The 20,462-nt window shown below is 73.0% G+C and carries 19 protein-coding genes; 13 read left to right on the plus strand and 6 right to left on the minus strand.

The features are described from left to right. The first annotated feature begins 16 nt into the window (after positions 1-16). The 6 genes from ACQP2Y_RS44520 (at position 17) to ACQP2Y_RS44545 (ending at position 5,643) form a co-directional block, all read left to right on the plus strand. Entirely contained in the window at positions 17-595 is a 579-nt protein-coding gene (locus tag ACQP2Y_RS44520) for a DUF4956 domain-containing protein (protein ID WP_433722688.1), read from the plus strand. Further along, on the plus strand, positions 592-1,449 hold the full coding sequence (locus tag ACQP2Y_RS44525) for a polyphosphate polymerase domain-containing protein (RefSeq protein ID WP_433722690.1): 858 nt from the start codon (positions 592-594) through the stop codon (positions 1,447-1,449). Before ACQP2Y_RS44520 ends, ACQP2Y_RS44525 begins: the two co-directional genes overlap by 4 nt. Then, on the plus strand, positions 1,428-3,131 hold the full coding sequence (locus ACQP2Y_RS44530; protein WP_433722692.1) for a carbohydrate-binding domain-containing protein: 1,704 nt from the start codon (positions 1,428-1,430) through the stop codon (positions 3,129-3,131). The genes ACQP2Y_RS44525 and ACQP2Y_RS44530 overlap by 22 nt, the downstream gene beginning before the upstream one ends. A gap of 99 nt (positions 3,132-3,230) precedes the next feature. Next, the gene (locus tag ACQP2Y_RS44535; RefSeq protein WP_433722694.1) at positions 3,231-4,220 is read left to right on the plus strand and encodes an ATP-binding cassette domain-containing protein; all 990 of its coding nucleotides are present in this window, start codon (positions 3,231-3,233) and stop codon (positions 4,218-4,220) included. Further along, positions 4,217-5,224, plus strand: a complete 1,008-nt coding sequence (locus ACQP2Y_RS44540; protein WP_433722696.1) for an ABC transporter permease subunit — start codon at positions 4,217-4,219, stop codon at positions 5,222-5,224. Before ACQP2Y_RS44535 ends, ACQP2Y_RS44540 begins: the two co-directional genes overlap by 4 nt. Before the next feature lie 38 nt (positions 5,225-5,262). After that, complete coding sequence (locus tag ACQP2Y_RS44545) at positions 5,263-5,643, plus strand: DUF3263 domain-containing protein (protein WP_433732350.1); 381 nt, start codon at positions 5,263-5,265, stop codon at positions 5,641-5,643. On the opposite strand, the gene ACQP2Y_RS44550 is transcribed toward ACQP2Y_RS44545, so the two are convergent. Continuing rightward, positions 5,640-7,853, minus strand: a complete 2,214-nt coding sequence (locus tag ACQP2Y_RS44550) for an AAA family ATPase (protein ID WP_433722698.1) — start codon at positions 7,851-7,853, stop codon at positions 5,640-5,642. The two genes, ACQP2Y_RS44545 and ACQP2Y_RS44550, sit on opposite strands and share 4 nt — an antisense overlap. A gap of 78 nt (positions 7,854-7,931) precedes the next feature. On the opposite strand from ACQP2Y_RS44550, the gene ACQP2Y_RS44555 reads away from it, so the two are divergent. Genes ACQP2Y_RS44555 through ACQP2Y_RS44565 form a run of 3 tightly spaced genes read left to right on the plus strand, consistent with a single transcriptional unit; the run spans position 7,932 to position 12,330 of the window. Continuing rightward, the gene (locus ACQP2Y_RS44555) at positions 7,932-8,636 is read left to right on the plus strand and encodes a hypothetical protein (protein WP_433722700.1); all 705 of its coding nucleotides are present in this window, start codon (positions 7,932-7,934) and stop codon (positions 8,634-8,636) included. Positions 8,637-8,683: 47 nt separating this feature from the next. Continuing rightward, the gene (locus ACQP2Y_RS44560; RefSeq protein ID WP_433722702.1) at positions 8,684-11,479 is read left to right on the plus strand and encodes an alpha/beta fold hydrolase; all 2,796 of its coding nucleotides are present in this window, start codon (positions 8,684-8,686) and stop codon (positions 11,477-11,479) included. Beyond that, positions 11,476-12,330 carry an ABC transporter permease gene (locus ACQP2Y_RS44565; protein ID WP_433722704.1) on the plus strand — a complete coding sequence of 285 codons (855 nt, stop codon included), beginning with the start codon at positions 11,476-11,478 and terminating at the stop codon, positions 12,328-12,330. The genes ACQP2Y_RS44560 and ACQP2Y_RS44565 overlap by 4 nt, the downstream gene beginning before the upstream one ends. 54 nt (positions 12,331-12,384) lie before the next feature. Here the strand turns inward: ACQP2Y_RS44565 and ACQP2Y_RS44570 are convergent, their stop codons facing one another. The 4 genes from ACQP2Y_RS44570 to ACQP2Y_RS44585 all read right to left on the minus strand — a co-directional run bounded on the left by ACQP2Y_RS44570 (position 12,385) and on the right by ACQP2Y_RS44585 (position 15,862). Further along, positions 12,385-12,942, minus strand: a complete 558-nt coding sequence (locus ACQP2Y_RS44570; RefSeq protein WP_433732352.1) for a DUF305 domain-containing protein — start codon at positions 12,940-12,942, stop codon at positions 12,385-12,387. A gap of 23 nt (positions 12,943-12,965) precedes the next feature. Then, positions 12,966-13,757 carry a lytic polysaccharide monooxygenase gene (locus tag ACQP2Y_RS44575; RefSeq protein WP_433722706.1) on the minus strand — a complete coding sequence of 264 codons (792 nt, stop codon included), beginning with the start codon at positions 13,755-13,757 and terminating at the stop codon, positions 12,966-12,968. A gap of 90 nt (positions 13,758-13,847) precedes the next feature. Beyond that, positions 13,848-15,179 (minus strand): sensor histidine kinase, encoded by a 1,332-nt coding sequence (locus ACQP2Y_RS44580; protein WP_433722708.1) that lies wholly within the window; start codon positions 15,177-15,179, stop codon positions 13,848-13,850. Next, entirely contained in the window at positions 15,176-15,862 is a 687-nt protein-coding gene (locus ACQP2Y_RS44585; RefSeq protein ID WP_433722710.1) for a response regulator transcription factor, read from the minus strand. The genes ACQP2Y_RS44580 and ACQP2Y_RS44585 overlap by 4 nt, the downstream gene beginning before the upstream one ends. Positions 15,863-15,972: 110 nt before the next feature. Here ACQP2Y_RS44585 and ACQP2Y_RS44590 point away from each other — a divergent pair, with 110 nt between their 5' ends. After that, positions 15,973-16,503, plus strand: a complete 531-nt coding sequence (locus ACQP2Y_RS44590; protein ID WP_433732354.1) for a DNA mismatch repair protein MutL — start codon at positions 15,973-15,975, stop codon at positions 16,501-16,503. Between the two features lie 4 nt (positions 16,504-16,507). Here ACQP2Y_RS44590 and ACQP2Y_RS44595 read toward each other — a convergent pair whose 3' ends face one another. Further along, a complete protein-coding gene (locus ACQP2Y_RS44595; protein ID WP_433722712.1) occupies positions 16,508-17,293 on the minus strand; it encodes a DeoR/GlpR family DNA-binding transcription regulator in 786 nt (261 codons plus the stop codon). Between the two features lie 188 nt (positions 17,294-17,481). On the opposite strand from ACQP2Y_RS44595, the gene ACQP2Y_RS44600 reads away from it, so the two are divergent. The 3 genes from ACQP2Y_RS44600 (at position 17,482) to nagA (ending at position 20,462) form a co-directional block, all read left to right on the plus strand. Further along, positions 17,482-18,405 (plus strand): SIS domain-containing protein, encoded by a 924-nt coding sequence (locus ACQP2Y_RS44600; protein WP_433722714.1) that lies wholly within the window; start codon positions 17,482-17,484, stop codon positions 18,403-18,405. Between the two features lie 81 nt (positions 18,406-18,486). Beyond that, a complete protein-coding gene (locus ACQP2Y_RS44605; RefSeq protein ID WP_433732356.1) occupies positions 18,487-19,368 on the plus strand; it encodes an ROK family protein in 882 nt (293 codons plus the stop codon). Continuing rightward, a complete protein-coding gene (nagA, locus tag ACQP2Y_RS44610) occupies positions 19,368-20,462 on the plus strand; it encodes an N-acetylglucosamine-6-phosphate deacetylase (protein WP_433722716.1) in 1,095 nt (364 codons plus the stop codon). The genes ACQP2Y_RS44605 and nagA overlap by 1 nt, the downstream gene beginning before the upstream one ends.

Raw genomic sequence — 20,462 nt, forward strand, 5'->3', positions numbered from 1 at the left:
CGGATGGAGGACCCCCGTGCTGTATGCGATCGATCTCGTCGCGGTGTCCGTGCTCGTCTTCGGGCTCTACTTCCCCCGGCACCGCCGCCGTGACCTCGTCGTCGCGTACCTCGGTGTCAACGTCGGCGTGCTGGCCGTGGCCGGCTCGCTCAGCTCGGGCACCGTCGGAGCCGGGCTGGGTCTCGGGCTCTTCGGCGTGCTCTCGATCATCCGGTTGCGCTCCACCGAGCTGGACCAGCACGAGGTGGCCTACTACTTCTCCGCGCTGGCGCTGGGCATCATCGGCCCGCTGGGCGGCGGTGCGGTGTGGCTGGCGCCGGCGCTCATGGCGCTCATCCTCGTGGTGATGTTCCTGGGCGACCATCCCCGGCTGTTCCGCGGCTACCGGCGCCAGGTGCTGGTCCTCGACTCGGCGATCACCGACGAGGTGGCCTTGGTCGCCCAGCTGGAACAGGTCCTCGGCGCCCGGGTGCACGCGGTCGCCGTCGAGCGGGTCGACCTGGTCAACGAGACCACGGTGGTCGAGGTCCGGTACTCGCGGGCCCGCTCGGTGGCCGGCACCCGCGTGGCTGCGACGGCCGGAGCCCGCCCGTGACCGCCGCGCCGGCCGCGCCGCCGCGGCTGGAGGGACTGGCCGGCCTCGGCCCGATCGGGCTGGCCGAGCTCACCGCGCAGGCCGAGCTGCAGGTCAGGCGGGACCGCAAGTACGTCCTGCCGCTGAGCGAGCTGGCCACGCTGCTGCCCGCGCTGGGCCGCGACACCCGGATCCTGGACATCGACGGCATCCGGCTGTTCCGCTACGCCTCGGTCTATTTCGACACTGCGGACCTTCTCTGCTTCCGGCTCACCGCGCTGCGCCGGCGCCGCCGGTTCAAGGTCCGCACGCGGACCTACCTGGACTCCGGCACGTGCCTACTGGAGGTCAAGACCGAGGGGGTACGCGGCGGCACGGTCAAGACCCGCCTGGCGTACGAGCGGCAGCACCACGACGACCTCGGACCCGGCCGCTGGTTCGTCGACGCCGTTCTCGAGGACCTGGACGTCAGCGGCCTGGTCTTCGCCCCGGCGCTGGCCACCCACTATCTGCGCAGCACTCTGTATCTCCCGGCCTCGCAGAGCCGGGTGACCATCGACATCGACCTGTCCTGGACCGGGCCGGGCCGGGCCGCGCCGGACCTGAGCCTGCCTGACCTGAGCCTGCCCGGCATCGCCGTGGTCGAGACCAAGACCCGGGCGGCGGCCTCCGAGGTCGACCGCCTGCTGTGGGCCCGGGGTCACCGCCCGGCGTCCATCTCCAAGTACGCCACCGGCCTGGCCGCTCTGCGCCCCGAGCTGCCGTCCGCCCCGTGGCGCCGGCTGCTGCGCCGGCACTTCCACCCCGCTGCCCCGGCCTGCCCCGCGCCGGCCGCCGACCGAAGGACCGAGACATGCACCGTTCCCCCGTCCTGACCGCCGCGCTCGCCGGCGCCCTGGCCCTCGTACCGGGCGCCGCCGCCCGGGCCGCCGACCCGGTCGTGCTCGCCGCGGGCCCCGCCGCGGCGCAGGCGCTGGCCGCCAACGCCCCCGACCACGACGACCCGGCCGACCACGTCTGGAGCGAGTCGGCCGTCGCCGCGGTGACCCTGACCGGCTCCGGCGCCACGTCCACCAGCAGCGGCGTCTCGATCAGCGGCAGCACTGTCACGGTCACCGCCGCCGGCACCTACCGCTTCACCGGCTCGCTCACGAACGGGCGGATCGTGGTCAACAGCACCGGGGCCGGCCTGGTACGGCTGATCCTCAACGGGGTCACCGTCGCCAACTCGGGCACCGCGCCGCTCTCGGTGGTCGCGGCCGACGAGGTCATGGTCGTGCTGGCCGACGGCACCGCCAACCGGCTCACCGACCCGGCGACGTACACGACCGCGGTGAACCCGAGCGCCGCCCTGTCCAGCGCGGCCGACCTGACCATCACCGGCGCCGGGGCGCTGACCGTCACCGGCAACGCCGCCGACGGCATCGCCAGCGACGACGGCCTGGTCATCGACTCGGGCACGATCACCGTCACGGCCAAGGACGACGGCGTCCGGGGCCAGGACTACGTCGTGCACACCGGCGGCACGCTGGGGGTCACGGCCGGTGGCGACGCGATCAAGTCCGACGAGACGACCGACGCCACCGAGGGGTACGTCTACCTGGCCGGCGGCGCCCGTACCCTCACCGCACCCGCCGGTGACGGCATCAGCGCGACCACCGACATCATCGTCGCGGGCGGCAGCCTGACCGCGACGACCGGCGGCGGCAGCACCACGGCCCCGGGCACGACCTCGACCAAGGCCGTCAAGGCCGACGTCAGCGTGGTCGTCAGCGACGGGCAGCTCAACCTGAACGCGTCCGACGACGGGATCAACTCCAACAACCTGATCACCGTCGACGGCGGCACGCTGACCGTGGCCAGCGGCGACGACGCGGTGCACGCCGACACGGCCCTGACCGTCTCCGCCGGCACTGTGACCGTGACCAGGTCGTACGAGGGTCTGGAAGCCATGCGGACCACGCTCGCCGGCGGCATCGTGACGGTGACCGCGACCGACGACGCCGTGAACGCCGCCGAGGAGGGCGTCAACGAGATGCAGGTCGCGCCCAACGCCTTCATCAAGGTCACCGGCGGCACGGTGACGGTCAGCGGCGGCACGGACGGTCTCGACTCCAACGGCATCCTGGCCATCTCCGGCGGGACGGTCATCGCCAACGGCTCGCCCACGCGCGGCGGTGGCGAGGGTGGCCTGGACTCCAACGGCGCGCTGACCATGACCGGCGGGTCCATCCTGGCCACCGGCCTGACCGCGTCGACCAGCGCGCTGCCGTCCGGTGGTCAGGCGTGGGTGGCGTACTCGTTCAGCGCGAACCAGCCGGCGGGCACGATCGTGCACCTGGCCACCGCCTCGGGCACCCAGCTCGCCTCGTTCCGCAGCACCCGGGTGCTCAAGGGTGTGCTCTTCGACCTGAGCTCGCTGACCCGCGGTACGTCGTACCGGATCTACACGGGCGGCTCGGTCTCCGGCACCGACGCGGGCGGCGGCCTCTATCTGGGCGGCACGCTCTCCGGCACCCAGGTCGCCTCGGTGACGGCCGGCAGCGGCCGCGCCTGAGCTCTCCCCGGATCGGCCGTGACCCCGCCCCTGGTCCCCCGGGCGGGGTCACGGCCCGTTTCCCCGGGAACAGTGGCGGAGAGTGATTAGGGTGACGGCGTGAATGCTGTCCTCGAGATACAGGGCCTGCGCAAGACCTATCGCAGCCGCAAGGGGGTGCGCAGGGCGCTGGACGGCTTCGACATGGTCGTCGAGGCCGGTCAGGTGCACGGCTTCCTGGGGCCCAACGGCTCCGGCAAGACCACCACGCTGCGTACGCTGCTCGGCCTGATCCGGCCCAACGGCGGCCGGATGGCCCTGCTCGGCCGGGAGGTGCCGCAGGCCCTGCCCGAGGTCGCCGGCCTGGTCGGCGCCATCGTGGAGAGCCCGCAGTTCTTCGGCAACTTCTCCGCCCGCGACACTCTCTCCCTGCTCGCCGACGCCGGCGGCGTCGAGCGGGTGCGGGTCCACGAGGTGCTGGAGCTGGTCGGGCTGCGGGACCGGGCCACCGACCGGGTCAAGACCTACTCGCTGGGCATGAAACAGCGCCTCGCGGTCGCGTCCGCCCTGCTCAAGAACCCGCAACTGCTGATCCTGGACGAGCCGGCCAACGGCCTGGACCCGGGCGGCATCCGGGAGATGCGCACGCTGATGCGCAACCTGGCCGAGTCGGGAATGACCGTGGTGCTCTCCAGCCACATCCTCGGCGAGATCCAGCTCATCTGCGACTCCGTCACGATCATCTCGGCGGGGCGCCGGGTGGCGGCCGGTGGCGTCGCCGACGTGCTGGCCCAGCACGCCACCTCCTCGGTACGGGTCCGCGTCGAGTCGCTCGCCGACCTGACCGGCTCGGCCGGGGCGCTGCGCGAGATCGGCGCCCAGGTCGTCGTCGAGCCGGACCACCTGATGGTCAGCGGCATCGCGCAGCCCGGGGCCATCACCCGGACGCTCGCCGCCCGCGGCGTCTACGTCAGCGAGCTGGCCCCGGTCGCGGTCGACCTGGAGAGCGTCTTCCTGGAGCTCACCGGCACCGCGCCGGTTGAGGGCGAGCACCGCCAGGTCGACGAGTCCGCGGCTGCCCCGGCGATCAACGGCGGGTGGGGACAGTGAGCCTCTACACGGCGGAGACCCGCCGGCTGACCAAGCGCCGCTTCACCCGGTTCTTCGTGCTCGGCACGCTGCTGGTGCTGGCCGCCATCGTGGCCGGGATGTTCTTCACCAACCACAAGGCGTCGCCCGAGCGGCTCGCCGCCGCGCAGGCCGAGGCCGACAGCCAGTACCAGTCGGCCGTGCAGCAGGCGGCCAAGGAGACGACGGACTGCCAGGCGGCCCAGGGCACGCCGGCGGCGCAGAACTATCCGCCCTGCGACCAGATCTACCAGCCGGTCCGGGACGACTTCCGCGCCGAGTGGTACATGGACCCGACGTTCAACTTCCGCGAGCAGTTCGGTTTCCTGGTGACCGCGCTCGCCGCGCTGCTGGCGGTGACGGCGTTCGTGATCGGCGCGACCTTTGTGGGCGCCGAGTGGAGCAGCGGCGGCATGATGAACCTGCTGCTGTGGCGGCCGCGCCGGCTCCAGGTGCTGGGCACCAAGCTCGGCGCGCTGCTGGTGAGCCTGGCCGCGTTCACAGCGGTGGTCTCCGCGGTGTGGACCGGGCTGTTCGTGCTGATCGCGCAGCTGCGCGGCACGCTGGCCGGGATGACCTCGGGCGCCTGGCAGTCCATCCTGCTCATGGAGCTGCGCGGGCTGGTGCTGGTGCTGGCGGCGGGCGCGGTGGGCTTCGGCCTCGCGTCGCTGGGCCGGCACACGGCGATGGCGCTGGGTGCGGCGATCGGGGCGATCATCGTGTTCCAGTTCGGCCTCGGCACCGTGCTGACGCTGGCCAAGGTGCCGTTCGTGGAGGCGTACCTGGTGCCGGTGTGGACCCAGGCCTGGATGGACAAGTCGGCCGTGGCGACCGACTGGGACTCGTGCGACTACTCCAGCACCTCCGGGTGCGAGCCGGCCACGGTCACCATCACCTGGCCGATGGCCGGCGGAGTGCTGGCGGCGGTGGTGCTCCTCGTTGTGGGGGCAGCCATGTGGACTATGCGTAGCCGAGACATTACTTAAGGTAGCTTCGGCTGCATCGGCACTCACGGACGGCGGGGATCGCCGGCTGCCACTATGCTGACGATCCCCTTCGTACATCTGTGCGTGCTCTCCCACCGCCCAGGAGCGCCATGCAGCCCGACGCCTCTCTCAACCAGCAGCACGTCCCCGCGCCGCGCGAGGAGACCCCGGCCGAACCGGCCGAAGCGCCCGCCCTCACCGAGCGCGAGGTGCAGATCCTCGCGTTCGAGAGCAAGTGGTGGAAGCACGCCGGCGCCAAGGAGCAGGCCGTCCGCGACGCCTTCGGCCTCTCCTCGACGCGCTACTACCAGCTCCTCAACGGTCTGCTGGACAACCCGGCGGCGCTGGCCCACGACCCGGTCCTGATCGGCCGGTTGCGCCGGCTGCGCTCGACCAGGGCCCGCACCCGCCGCCGCTAGCCCGGCGCGTGTGTGGAGGCATAGGCCTCCAGCCACGCGACCTGCACCGGATCCAGCGAGGCCCGCACCCGCTTGCGAGCGGTCGCCACGTGCGCGGCGGTGACCGTCGAGGCGTCCAGCGACTCCCGCATCGCCGACAGCGCCGCCTCACGGATCAGCGCGGCACAGTCCGCGGCGGAGAAGCCCTCCAGCTCGGCGCCCAGCTCGTCCAGGTCGACGGCGCCGTCCAGCGGCACGGACTTGGCCGAGGCCCGCAGGATGGCCGCGCGGGCCTCGCCGTCCGGCGGCGGCACGAAGACCAGCCGTTCCAGCCGGCCCGGCCGCAGCAGCGCCGGGTCGATCAGGTCGGGCCGGTTGGTCGCGCCGATCACCACCACGTTGCGCAGCGACTCCACCCCGTCCAGCTCGGTCAGCAGCGCGGCCACGACCCGGTCGGTCGTGCCGCCGTCGGTGGACTGGCCGCGGGTCGGCGCCAGCGCGTCCACCTCGTCCAGGAAGACCAGGGTCGGCGCGGCCTCACGGGCCCGGCGGAAGAGCTCCCGGACCGCGCGCTCGCTCTCGCCGACCCACTTGTTGAGCAGCTCGGCACCCTTGACCGACAGCACGTTGGCCTTGCCGGTGCCGGCGATCGCCTTGACCAGATACGTCTTGCCGCAGCCGGGCGGGCCGTAGAGCAGGACACCGCGCGGCGGCTGGACCCCGAGCCGGGCGAACGTGTCGGGATAGGTCAGCGGCCACAGCACCGACTCGGTCAGGGTCTGCTTCACCTCGGCCATGTCACCGACGTCGTCCAGCGTGACCTGGGCGACCTCCAGCGTCGACTCGGCCATCGAGGTCGGCCGGATCACGTCCAGCGCGCCCTCGAAGTCCGTCATGGTCACGGTGGGCGACTCGGCTTCCTTCTGGCGCAGCGCGGCGCGTACCCCGGCCTCGCGGGCCAGCGCACCCAGGTCCGCGGCGACAAAGCCCGGGGTACGCCCGGCGATGTCGTCCAGTCGCACGTCCTCGGCCAGCGGCATGTCCCGGGTCAGCACCCGCAGCTGCTCGCGCCGCATCGCCGCGTCCGGCAACGGCACCGCCAGCTGCACAGCCAGCAGATCAGGCGCCCGCAGCCCGGGGTCCACCGCCTCCGGACGGCTCGTCGTGCACACCACCGCGCCACCGGAACGCAGCAGCTCACCCAGCACCTGCCGGAACACCGTGGCCAGCGGGCCGGGCTCATCGCGCGGTGCGAGCGCCTCGACGTCCGCGATCAGCAGCACCGTCGGACCGTCCGCGCGAGCGTCCCGGGCCAGCCCACGCAGCCGGGCCGCGGCGGAGTCGTTGGTCAGCGCCGCCAGCTCCGGACCCCAGACCGCCAGCACGGTCGCGCCGACGTTCGCGGCGACCGCGCGCACCAGCGCCGACTTGCCCGAGCCGGCCGGACCTGTGACCAGCACACCGAGCGACACCGTGGTGCCCAGCCGGCCGAGCACCTCACCGTGGTGGAAGCCGAGGTCCAGCAGCTCGATCAGCTCCTGGGCCTGGGTACGCAGCCCGGGCAGGTCGTCCAGGCTGGGCGGCGGCGTCTCCGGATCGGTGGAAGCGGGCTGCCGGGCCGCAGCGGCCGTCGGGGCGGGCTGGTCCCGTACGGACGAGAACTCCCCGTCCTGCCACCCCACCACCGTGTCCATCGTGACCAGAACGGCATCGGCGTCCTCGACCGCGACCACCGTGAGCAACGTGCTGGTCCAGGCGTATCCGACCCGGTTGGCCAGGCTGCGCCGGGCGGCCTCGACCAGCGACCGGTTGCCCGCGTCCAGCAGCACGTCCTGCGGCAGCAGCGAGACGTTGTCGCCCGCAGTGACCACCTTGCCCAGCAGGGCCAGGCGCAGCATCTCCGGCGACACCACCGCGACGATCTCGGCCGGGCCGGTCAGCGTGACCCGCCGGGCCTGGACGACCGGCACGGGCGTCACGGTCACCTGGCCGCCGTCGCGCAACCCCAGGTTGCCGATGATCAGATCGTCGGCGTAGAGCAGGGCCCGGCTCGCTGTCGGCTCGGCCCGCGCGGCGAGACCCGCGGTGGTCCGCCGGCCGGCCAGGCGCAGCGGATCGCCCGGATTGATGGCGAGCGCGGCCATCACCTCGGGGTGCAGGCGGACGATGCCGCGCCGCGCGTCGAGGGCCGCCGTCCGCTGGGTCACGGTCAGCGTGAGGTCGTCTGGCACCGGGGAGGCCTCCGTTTGGACGAGGGGACTAGGTTGACACGCTAGCCGCCGTACGCCGCCCGGGGAGGCACCACCGCGATGAGGCTTCGTCACGCCACTTTGGCCGTTGTCACGCTGACCCTGCTGGGGGTCGCCGGGTGCGGTGACGACTCCGACGACAAGGCGCCCGCCGCGCAGGCACCGGGCGCCTCCGCGGGACCGTCCGCCGACGGCGGGCTGGGTGGTCCGGGAGCCTCGGCCGCACCGGGTTCCTCGGCTGCTCCGGGCACGTCACCCACCGAGGGCACGTCCGCCGCGAAGCCACCGAAGAAGGGCGGCGGGGCCGCGCAGGGCCCGGCCGGCAAGCCCGTGGTCTCCCCCGACGTGCTGACCGCCGCCGGGATCGGCCCGTACCAGGTGGGTGTCCAGCAGCGTGAGCTGACATCGGCCGACCTGGTGGGCAAGGTCACCAAGACCAAGGACACCTGTACGACGGCCAAGGGCCTCAGCGAATACCACTCGCCGGCCCTGGCGTTCACCGGCGGCAAGCTCCAGCGCCTCACCGTGACCAGCCCGAAGGTGGCCACTCCGAAGGGCGCCAAGGTCGGCACCGGCTACGCGAACCTCAAAGGCATGTACCCCGGCGGCAAGCAGCTCGACGACTGGGTCGGCGCCAGCGGCTGGTACGCGGTCGACGGCGGCAACGCCCTGCTGTTCCGGATCAAGGACGACAAGGTGACCGCGATCGACGCCGGTGCGGGTCCGGCCGTGCAGTTCTTCTACACCGACAAGCAGGGCTGCTAGGCACGTTCACAGCTCCCGCTCAGCGGCCCGCGGCTAGCGTGGGCCGCATGTCAGCCCTCACGACCCGGCTCCGCCGTGCCCTGCCCCGAGTGACACGGCGGCGGGTGGTGGCCGGATCGGTGGCCCTCGTCCTGATCGCCGCCCTCATCGGCTGGGCCGCGCTGCCCGAGCGCCACTCCTGGACGGCGGTGGACCAGCAGCTGACCGTGCTCTCCGGCCCGTCCGGCAATGAGCCGATCGACCTGGACACCCGGTTCTACCTGCCGTCGGGCGACGACGACGTGCCGGCGGTGCTGCTCGGTCACGGCTTCGGCGGCAGCAAGGAGTCCGTCAGCGACGACGCGGAGTCCCTGGCCGACCGCGGGTACGCCGTCCTGACCTGGACCGCCCGCGGCTTCGGGCGCAGCGGCGGCGAGATCCACCTGGACAGCCCGGACTACGAGGTCAAGGACGCACAGCGGCTGCTGGACTGGCTCGCCGCCCAGCCGCGGGTGCGGACGGATGCGGCCGGGGACCCCCGGGTCGGCGTGGTCGGCGGCTCGTACGGCGGCGCGCTGGCCCTGCTGCTCGCCGCCCAGGACCCCCGGGTCGACGCGATCGTCCCGCTGATCACCTGGAACGACCTCGGCAAGGCGTTCTTCCCGCAGTCCGCGACCGGGGTCACCGCCCCCGGCGTCTTCAAGAAGAGCTGGGCCGGCCTGTTCTTCGGCAGCGGCTCGGGGCCGCTCGGAGCCGGCGGCGGCTCGTCGCCCCTGGCCGGCGGCGGCACGCCGGCGGTTCCACCCGCCCGCCCGGCCGACCCCGCCTGCGGCCGCTTCGCCGCCGACGTCTGCGCGGCGTACCTGAAGATGGCCACCACCGGCACCCCGGACGCCGCGACGACCGCGCTGCTCCAGCGCTCCAGCCCGGCCCCGGTGCTCAACAACATCAAGGCACCCACGCTGCTCATCCAGGGCGCGGTGGACACGCTGTTCCCGCTCTCGGAGGCCGACGCCAACGCCAAGGGCATCGCGGCGACGGGCACCCCGGTCCGGGTCGCCTGGTTCACCGGCGGCCACGACGGCGGTTCGGGCCCGCAGACCGACCAGGACCGCACCAAGTTCCTCACCGCGCAGTGGCTCGACCACTACGTGAAGAAGGACGGCGCCACCCCGGCGAACAGCTTCACCTACTCGCGGGTGGCCGGCTTCAGCGCGCTGGACCGGGGGCTGGTCACCAACGGGTACTCCGACCCGGCGTACCCCGGCCTGACCGGCACCGGCCGCGCCGAGGTCACCGTCAGCGGCGACGCCCAGCAGATCGCCAACCCGCCGAACGGCAACCCGGGCGCACTGTCCTCCCTGCCCGGCGTGGGCGGCCAGCTCAGCTCACTGCTCGGCAGCGTCGCCGGTGACCTCGCCGGCCAGCACGCCGAGTTCGACTCGGCCCCGGTCACGGACGCCATCGAGGTGGTCGGCGCGCCCACCGTACGGCTGCGGGCGGCCTCACCGACCGGCTCGGCGACGCTGTTCGTCAAGCTCTACGACGTCGACCCGAACGGCACCGCCACCCTCAGCGGCGGCCTGATCGCGCCGGTCCGGCTCACCGGGCTGCCCACCGACGTGAGCACGGCCCGGCCGGTCACCGTGACGTTGCCCGCGATCGTGCGCCGGATCGACGCCGGGCACACCGTCCGGGTCACGGTGGCGACCTCCGACCAGGCGTTCCTGACGCCGCCGGACCCCACGACCTACACCGTCGCGGTCGAGCCGGCGGTCAGCCTGCCCACGGCGGTGGGCACGCCGATCGCCAACCCCCAGGTCGTCTGGCGGTACGTGCTGCTGGGCGTGCTCGCGGTCATCATCGCCGGGCTCGTCGTGGTCCTGGTCGTGCGCCGCCGCCGGCTGCGCCGCCACGAGGCCCCGACGGTCGACGAGTACGCCGAGACGCCGCTGGTCGTGCGGGGCCTGCGCAAGGCGTACGGGGACGGTTTCGTCGCCGTCGAACGGGTCGACTTCACCGTCGAACGTGGCCAGGTCGTCGGCCTGCTCGGCCCCAACGGCGCGGGCAAGACCACCACGCTGCGGGTGCTGATGGGCCTGACCATGCCGACCGAGGGCGATGCGCTGGTCTTCGGGCACCGGCTCGAGCCCGGCTCACCGGTGCTGTCCCGGGTCGGCGCGCTGGTCGAGGGGCCGGGCTTCCTGCCGCACCTGACCGGGCTGCAGAACCTGCACGCGTACTGGCAGGCGACCGGCCGGCCGGCGGCGGACGCCCGCTTCGACGAGGCGCTGGAGATCGCCGGGCTGGGCGATTCGGTGCACCGCAAGACGAAGAACTACAGCCACGGCATGCGGCAGCGGCTGGCCATCGCCCAGGCGATGCTGGGCCTGCCCGAGCTGCTGGTGCTGGACGAGCCCACGGACGGGCTGGACCCGCCGCAGATCGCCGAGATGCGCCGGGTCCTGAAGCGCTACGCGACCGACGGCCGGGCGGTGCTGGTCTCCAGCCACCTGCTCGCCGAGGTGGAGCAGACCTGCACGCACGCGGTGGTGGTGAACAAGGGCCGGATCGTCGCGGCGGGACCGGTCGACGACATCGTCGGCGAGAGCCCGTCGGTGCAGCTGGAGGTGTCCGACGTACCGGCCGCCGAGCTGGTGCTGGCCGGGATGAACGTGCGCTCGGTGACGCCGGAGGGCACTTCCGGGCTGATTGTGGACATGAACGGCACGCCGCGTACCGAGGTGGTGGCCTCGCTGGTGCGCGCCGGGGTCGGGGTGGACCGGGTGGTGCCCCGGCGGCGCCTGGAGGACGCGTTCCTGGCCCTGGTGGGCGACAACTCGCGGGGAAGTGGAGACCGATGAGCGCGGCTGCGACGGGCTACCGGGCGACGGCCACCATGCCGTTGCTGGCCGAGGTACGCCGGCAGGCATCCCGCCGCCGGACCCAGCTGGCCCTGGGCTTCATGGCCCTGCTGCCGGTGATCATCCTGCTGGCGTTCGAGTTCGGCGGGGACGGCGACGACGACAACGGCGGCGGGGCGTTCGCCAGCCTGGTCGACCTGGCCACCTCGGGCGGTCTGAACTTCGCCCTGTTCAGCATCTTCGTGTCGGCGGGCTTCCTGCTGGTCGTGGTGGTCGCCCTGTTCTGCGGCGACACGGTGGCCAGCGAGGCGAGCTGGGGCAGCCTGCGCTATCTGCTGGCCGTCCCGGTCCCCCGGGCCCGGCTGCTGGGCGTGAAACTGGTCGTGGCGCTGGGCTACTCGCTGCTGGCCCTGCTGACCCTGGCCGGCACGGCCCTGCTGATCGGCACTTTGCGCTACGGCTGGCATCCGCTGGGCAGCACGGTGGCAGCGGAGATCCCGGCCGGTGAGGGCGTGCTGCGCCTGCTGGCGATCCTCGGCTACCTGGCCGTGGTCCTGCTGGTGGTGGCCGGCCTGGCGTTCCTGCTGTCGGTCCTGACGGACGCGGCCCTGGGCGCGGTGGGCGGCGCGGTGCTGCTCTGGATCCTGTCCGGCATCCTGGACCAGATCACGGCACTGGGCTCGATCCGCGACTTCCTGCCGACCCACTACAGCGACGCCTGGCTGGGCCTGCTGTCGACCCCGATGCAGACGGACGACGTGGTGAAGGGGGCCATCTCGGCGGTCTGCTACGCGACGATCTTCTGGTCCCTGGCGTTCTACCGCTTCACCCGCAAGGACATCACTTCCTGAACGCGAAGCGGCGGCCCACCCCGCCAGGTGGACCGCCGCTGGTTCTCGGGTGCCTCAGCTGTTCATGAGCTGGAGCATCTGCTTGATCTGGTCGGCCCGGGAGGCCTTGACCCGGTCGGCGAAGGCCTTGGCCTCGGCGTTGCTGCCCTTGGTCGTCTCCAGCTGGGCCATCTCCACCGCGTTGTGCTGGTGGGCGACGAACAGGTTCAGGAACGCCGTCTCGAAAGCCGTGCCCTTGGCGTCCTGCAGAGCCGCGATCTCCTCGTCGCCCGTGGCCGGGAGGCCACCGTGGTCGGCGTGGGCGCTCGGCGCGTGGTCCACCTTGGTCGGTGCCGACCACTGCTCCAGCCAGCCGGTCATCAGCTTGACCTCGTCGGCCTGGGTGACGTCGATCGCCTTGGCCAGGGTGCGGATCTCGGTGCGCCCGGCGCGCTTCTCGGCCAGGCGGACCATCTCCAGGCCCTGCTCGTGGTGCGCGACCATCATCTGCAGGTACATCACGTCGGTGGCGTTGTGGCCGCCCTCGGCCTGCACCGCCGCCTGGGCCGCGACCTCGGTCACCGGCGCTTCCTTGGCCGTGCCGCAGGCGCCGAGCAGCAGGGCGCCCGCCATCAGGACTGTCGCGTAGCGGTACTTCACAGCGGCAGCCAGAGGGCGAGGGTGTAGATGGACGGCTCCCAGCTGCGGATCGACGAGTGCGACTGCCGGCACTGGTAGGTCTTGCCCTCGTAGGTCACCTTGTCGCCGGTGCGGTACGCGACGCTTGGCGCCCACTTCTTGCCGTCCTCGGCGATCGGGACGGCGGGAGCCTTGGTGGTGGCGGTGGGAGCCGCAGTCGGAGCAGTGGTCGGCGCGGCGGTGGTCGGCGCCGTGGTCGGCTTGGCGGTCGGTGGCGTCGTGCCTCCGGAGCCGCCGCTGCCGCCCACGTTGAGGTCGATGCAGCTGTAGAAGGCGTTCGCCGTGTCGCCGATGTTCCAGACCGCCAGCACCTTCTGCTTGCCGGGGAACGCGCTCAGGTTGATGTTGTGGGTGACCACCGCGTCGGGCTGCGCGTTGCCGCCGTCGACCGTCGCGACTTTCTTGTCACCGATGAAGTATTCCCAGTTGCTGGTGCGGTGCCGGGCCGTCATCACCCAGGTGAAGGTGACCGTGGACCCGACCGCCTTGGCCGGCCAGTTACGGCTCTCGTCGGAGAGCACCGAGAAGCCGGCCACGCCGCCGTCACAGGACCGCAGGCCCTTGGGGCCCTCGACGCTCTGCGGCTCGAACTGGATCTGCCCGCAGTTGGCGACCGCGCCGGACGCGCACAGGGCCTGCCGGCTGGGCGGGGCGGAAACGTAGCCGTGCGCGAGGGCGGGCGCCGCACCGACCAGCGTCGAGCCGAGTGCTCCGAGTGCCACCAGCGGATAGGCGATGGACCTGCGCATCGTCTTGGTCTCCCAACGTGTCGTGCGGTTCGGACAGCGGGAAACGTAACGAGGCTTTCCATAAAGAAGCCTTAAAGGCAACGGAAACAATCATGAAGCGGTGCCGCGCCGGCGACGACCCGCCGGGCGCGGGGCTGCCACGGCCCGCTCTCCTTCCGGTACGGGCAGCAGCATCGCGATCCGGGCCCCGCCCAGCGGCCCGCGCTCGATCATCAGCCGCCCACCGGCCGCCTCGGCGACCCGGCGCACGATGTCCAGCCCCAGCCCGGACGAGCCGGCCCCGCTGACCCCGCGGCGCACCGCGGCGGCCGGATCGCTGATCCCCGGTCCGGCGTCGTCCACCAGCAGCCCCGCCTCGGAGACGGTCACGCGGAAGGCCACGCCCTCCGGGGTGTGCGCGAAGACGTTGCCGAGCAGGGCGTCGACGGCCAGGATCAGCTCGCTGCGGGGCAGCGGCACCGGTACGGGATGATCACCGCCCACCACCTGCCAGGGCCGCGCCTGGTCCTCGGCCAGCGCCGACCAGAAGGCCAGTCGCTCGGCGAGCACCTCGACCAGGTCGGACTGCTGGGCGCCGCGGGCCTCGACGCCGAGCCGCGCCCCGGCGATGATCGCCTCGAGCTCCTCGTCGAGCATGTCGCAGGCCTGGCGCATCCGGTCCGCGATCAGCCCGGGCGGCATGGCCTCGGCGTCCAGCCGCAGCGCGGTCAGCGGCGTCCGCAGCCGGTGCGACAGGTCGGCCGCGAGCTCGCGTTCGGCGTCCAGCAGCCGGCGCAGGTCGCCGGCCATCGTGTTGAAGGCGACGGCGGCGTCCCGCAGCTCCGGCGGCCCGGACGGGGTGACCCGGGCGGTGAGCTCACCGGCGCCGAGGCGGCGGCTGGAGCCGGCCAGGTCCCGGGTCGCGCGGACCAGCCGGCTGCCGAGCCGGTCGGCCACCAGCGTCGAGCCGGCCACCAGGGCGATGGCCAGGCCACCCAGGGCGAACCAGGCCGGCCACACCCCGCGCCGCATCGCCTCCTCCGGGACGTAGACCTCGATGACCACGGCGCGGCCGTCGCTGAGCACGCTGGGCTGCAGGTAGGCGACGCCGCCGGCCGCGGGCGCGGTCACCGGCCGGCGGTAGGAGGTGGCTGACGCGACGTCCGCGGCCGTCACGTGGGTGGCCCCGACCGGGGCGATGCCGGGCAGGTGCACCGCGAGCCGGCCCGCGCTGCCGGCCACCGTGCTGGCGACGGCGCTGGTCAGCAGCTTGGGATCGGCGTCCACGGCGAGGGCGGCGACCATGGCCGCGGCCTGCTGGCGGGCGTCGCCGATGGCCCGGTCGTGGGCGATCTGCCGGGTCGCGAAGGTGAGCGGCACGAGGAAGGCCAGCGCGACCATCGACGTGATGGCCAGCGCGAGCCGGTTCAGCTCCCACCTCATTGGGGTTCGACCATCATCACACCGACCCCGCGCACGGTGTGCAGGAACCGGGGCGCCGCGGCCGTCTCGCCGAGCTTGCGGCGCAGCCAGGAGATGTGCACGTCGATGGTCTGCTCCTCGCCGATCCGCGACTGGTTCCACACCTCGGTCAGCAGCTCCCGCCGGCTGACCACCTGCCCGACCCGTTCGGCCAGGTACGTGAGCACGTCGAACTCCCGCCGGGTCAGCTGCAGCGGCTTGCCGTGCAGCGACGCCTTGCGCTGCCGCGGGCTGATCGTCAGCTCACCGACGGTGATGGTGTTGGGCGTGGTGTCGGCCGCCGCCCGGGTCCGCCGCAGCACCGCCTCGATCCGGGCCAGGATGTGCCCGCCGGAGAACGGCTTGGTCACGTAGTCGTCGGCGCCGGCGCTGAGCAGCGTGATGATGTCGGCCTCGGCCCGCCGGGCGGTGGCCACGATGACCGGCACGTCCGAGACCTGCCGCATCATCCGCAGAGCGTCCGTGCCGTCGATGTCGGGCAGGCCCAGGTCGAGGATCACCAGATCGGGCCGCTCCTGGGTGAGGATCCTGAGCGCCTCCGTCGCCTGGCCGACCGGCCGCACCACGTGTCCCGCGTCGGACAACGCCCGGGTCAGGGCGGCCGTGATGTAGCGGTCGTCCTCGACCAGCAGAATCAGCGCCATGGCGACACCCTAGAACCAAGTGGGATCATGGTCGCGTGCGATCTCCCCTGGCTCCCGTGCTCGGCTGGTGTGCCGCGACCGTCACCAGCGTGGCGCTGGCGTCGGTGGCCATGCTGCCGGTGCTGCGCACCGCGACGCCGGACGAGAGTTCGCTCGTCTCGGTGGATCAGCTGCGCGACTCCGGGCAGGCCGGGCCCTCGCCGCTGCCGCCGCCCAGCACGTCCCCCACCGCGGAGCCCGAGCCGGAGCCCAGCGCCACGACCACCAGGACGCGGCGGCCGACCTCAGAGCCGGCGCGCACCTCGGCCACGCCGTCCCCGCCGCGGACGACTACCACCACCGCTCCGGCCGAGAGCACCACCACGACCGAGGACGGCTGGACGGTGACCACGGACGGTGACGGCAGCAAGTCGTACGTGCGCTCGTTCCGGGTCGAGGGCGGCTCGGCGGTGATCCGGGTGACCGAGGACAACGTCAAGGTGGTCACCGCGACGCCCAGCGACGGCTTCTCGGTGGCGACGGTGCAGAACAGCCCGGACAACCTCGCGGTCTACTTCAACGAGGTCAACCACAGCTTCATCATCCATGTGGCCTGGAACATCAACAAACCGTTCGCCGAGGTCAGCGAGATCGGCGAGTAGCGGCTCAGGCGCAGACGACCTCGACGCCCGCGTCGCGGAAGCCGGCCAGCAGCTCCTCCGGTGCCCCCGAGTCGGTGACCAGCGTCTCGACCTTGCTGATCGGGCAGATCCGGGCGAAGGCGTGGCCGCCGAGCTTGGACGAGTCGGCGATCACCACGACCCGCTTGGCCCGGGCGACCATCAGGCTGTTCATCGCCGCCTCGCCCTCGTGGTGGGCCGCCGCGCCGAGCTCCACGTCGAGCGCGTCCACGCCGAGCAGCACGATGTCGAGGGTGACCTCCTTGAGCAGCGCCCCGCCCAGCGGGCCGACCAGCTCGAAGGACTGCGGGCGGACCACACCGCCGGCCACCACGATCTTCATCCGGGAACGGACCAGCAGCTCGTTGGCGATGTTCAGCGCGTTGGTCACCACGGTCAGCTGGGCACCGTCGCCGCTGGTGTTGAGGTCGGGCCGGACCGCCAGGGCCCGGGCCACCTCGGTCATCGTGGTGCCGCCGTTGAGCCCGACCACGGTGCCCGGCACCACCAGGTTGGCCGCCGCCTCGCCGATGCGCTGCTTCTCCGCCGAGTGCTTGGCGCTCTTGTAGCGCAGCGGCAGGTCGTAGGAGACGCCGTTGGCGACCGCGCCGCCCCGGGTCCGGGTGATCATCTGCTGCTGCGCGAGCTGGTCGAAGTCGCGGCGGATGGTGGCCTGCGAGACGTCGAGCCGGCCGGCGGCGTCCTCGACGCTGACCCGGCCGCTCTCGGCCAGTAACTCGAGCAGGGCATTCCACCGCGCGTACCGGTCCACCCGAGCTCCCTGCTGCACGTTTCGTGATAAGAGTGTGCACATTAGTGCGCGAAACCTCACGAAGCAAAGAGCGTGCCTGCTCGAACACGCTCCGGTGGTTGCGGATGCGCAGACCTTCCACGCAGAATGACGCTCGAAATACCGGTGAACCGAGCGCATCTGCGCAGGCGATTGTAGGGAAAACTGCCATGAGTCACGTCAAGGTGGAGATCGCCAGCCAGCCCGACTGCTGGCTGCAGGCCGCCAAACTCGCCGACTCGCCCGGCCTGCCCGGCAGGGGCGAACGGGTCGCGGTCGTGGGATGCGGCACCTCCTGGTTCATGGCGAAGGCCTACGCCGCCCTCCGGGAGCAGTCGGCCCTCGGCGAGACCGACGCCTTCCAAGCCTCCGAGTTCCCGCTGGGCCGCAGCTACGACCGGGTCGTCGCGATCACCCGTTCCGGCACGACCACCGAGGTCATCGAGCTGCTGGACGCGCTGGACGGCCGGACGCCGACCACCGTCATCACCGCCGACGGCGCCGAGCCGGCCGCCGCGGTGGCAAAGGACGCGGTGGTGCTGGACTTCGCCGACGAGCTCTCCGTCGTGCAGACCCGGTTCGCCACCAGCACCCTGGCGATGCTCCGGGCCCACCTGGGCGTCGACATCGAGCCGATCGCCGCCGACGCCGAGGTCGCCGTCCGCCTGCCGCTGCCCGTGCACCCCGCGCTGGCCCAGCAGATCACCTTCCTCGGCCGCGGCTGGACGATCGGGCTCGCCGAGGAGGCTGCCCTCAAGTGCCGCGAGGCCGCGGCCTGGTGGGCCGAGGCGTACCCGGCGATGGACTACCGGCACGGACCCATCTCGATCGCCGGCCCCGGCCGGGTGGTCTGGGCATTCGGTGAGATCCCGGCCGGCCTGGCCGACGACGTGGAGGCGACCGGCGCCGCGTTCGTGCACAGCCGCTACAACGGCGGCTACGCCGCGCTGGGCAGCTGGTGCGGCGGCCGGGCCCCGCTCGACCCGATGGCCGACCTGGTCGTGGCCCAGCGCGTCGCCGTGCTGCTGGCCACCAGCCAGGGGCTCGACCCCGACCACCCGCGCAACCTGACCCGCTCGGTCGTCCTCACGTGAGCGCCCGCCCCGGCCCACGCGGCGAGAGGTAGCACCGTGAGTAACAACGTCGTGGTGGCGCTGGATGTCGGCGGCACCGGCATGAAGTGCGCCCTGGTGCGGCCGGACGGCACGGTGCACCACGCCGAGCGGCACCCGACGCTCGCGGCCCGGGGACCCGAGGCGGTCACCGCGAACATCCTCGACGTCGCCGCCGGCCTCGCCGACCGGGCCCGCGCGGACGGGCTGACCCCGGTCGCCGCCGGTGTCGCGGTGCCCGGCGTCGTCGACGAGGAGACCGGCACCGCTGTGTGGTCCAGCAACGTCGGCTTCCGCGACGTACCGCTGCGGGCTCTGGTCTCGGACCGCCTGGGCGTGCCCGCCGCGCTCGGCCACGACGTCCGGGTGGGCGGCATGGCCGAGGCCCGCCTCGGCGCGGGCCGCGAGGAACGGCACGTGCTCTTCATCGCGATCGGCACCGGCATCGCCGCCGCGCACGTGGTCGACGGCAAGGCGTTCGCGGGCGCGCACGGCGCGGCCGGCGAGGTCGGCCACGTCATCGTGCGCCCCGGCGGCCCGCCGTGCGGCTGCGGTGCCCGCGGCTGCCTCGAATCGGTGGCCTCGGCGTCCGCGGTCGGCCGCCGCTACGTGGAGCTCTCCGGCATCACCGGGGTCACCGCCTCCGACGTCGTCGCCCGCGCGGCCGCCGGCGAGGAGCTGGCCCGGACCGTCTGGACCGAGGCCGTCGAGGCGTTCGCGGACGGCCTGCTCACCGCGCAGGCGCTGTACGACGCCGGGATCGTGGTGCTCGGCGGCGGGCTCGCCGAGTCCGGGGAGGCCCTGCTCGCCCCGCTGCGGATCGCCCTGGACGCCCGGATCACGTTCCACCGGATGCCGCGGATCGTGCGCGCGGCCCTCGGCGACACCGCGGGCTGCCTCGGCGCGGCCCTGCTGGCCCTCGACACCCTGGAGGCAGGCTCTTGATGGAAATCAGCGGCCGCGTCGTCCGGCCCGGGGCTGTGGTCCCCGGGTACGTCGAAGTGGACGGGCCGACGATTCTGGACGTCACGGAACGGGGCCACCCCGGCGACGACATCATCGTCCCGGGCTTCGTGGACCTGCACTGCCACGGCGGCGGCGGGCACACGTTCACCCAGGGCGACCCGGCGGCGGCCCGCGCGGCGGCGGCCTTCCACCTGCGGCACGGCACCACGACGATGCTGGCCAGCCTGGTCAGCTCCCCGTACGAGCTGATGCGCGAGGCCACGACGGCGTACCGGCCCCTGGTCGCCGACGGCACGATCGCCGGGGTGCACTACGAGGGCCCGTACCTGTCACACACCCGCTGCGGTGCGCAGAACCCGGCCTTTCTGCGCGAGCCGTCGCTGGAGGAACTGACCGCCCTGGTCGAGCTGGGCCAGGGCGCGGTCCGGATGGTCACCATCGCCCCCGAACTGCCCGGCGCCCTGGACGCGGTGAAATACCTGACCGGCCACGGGGTCGTCGCGGCCCTGGGACACACCGATGCGACGTACGAGCAGACCCTGGCCGGTGTCGCGGCCGGCGCGACCGTCGGCACCCACCTGTGCAACGGCATGCGCCCGGCCCACCACCGCGAACCGGGCCCGATCATCGCCCTGCTGGACTCCCCCACGATCGTCTGCGAACTGGTCGCCGACGGCATCCACCTGCACGACGGGATGCTGCGCTTCGCGGCCCACGCGGCCGGACCGGACCGCACGGCACTGGTCACCGACGCGATGGACGCGGCCGGGATGCCGGACGGCCGCTACGAACTGGGCGGCCAGGAGGTGACGGTCGCCGACCGGGTGGCCCGGCTGGTCCGCGACGGCTCGATCGCGGGCAGCACGCTGACCATGGACGCGGCGTTCCGGCAGGCGGTGGGCGCGGGGCTGGACCTGCCGGCGGCGGCGGAGATGGCCGCGACGACACCGGCCCGCGTCCTGGGCCTGGCCGACGAGGTGGGGGCGCTGGAGGCGGGGCTGCGCGCGGATCTGGTCGTGCTGGCGCCGGACCTGACCGTCAAGCGCGTGATGCGCGCCGGCGCCTGGCTCTGA

This window comes from Actinoplanes sp. CA-051413 (assembly GCF_050955795.1).
GTDB lineage: Bacteria > Actinomycetota > Actinomycetes > Mycobacteriales > Micromonosporaceae > Actinoplanes.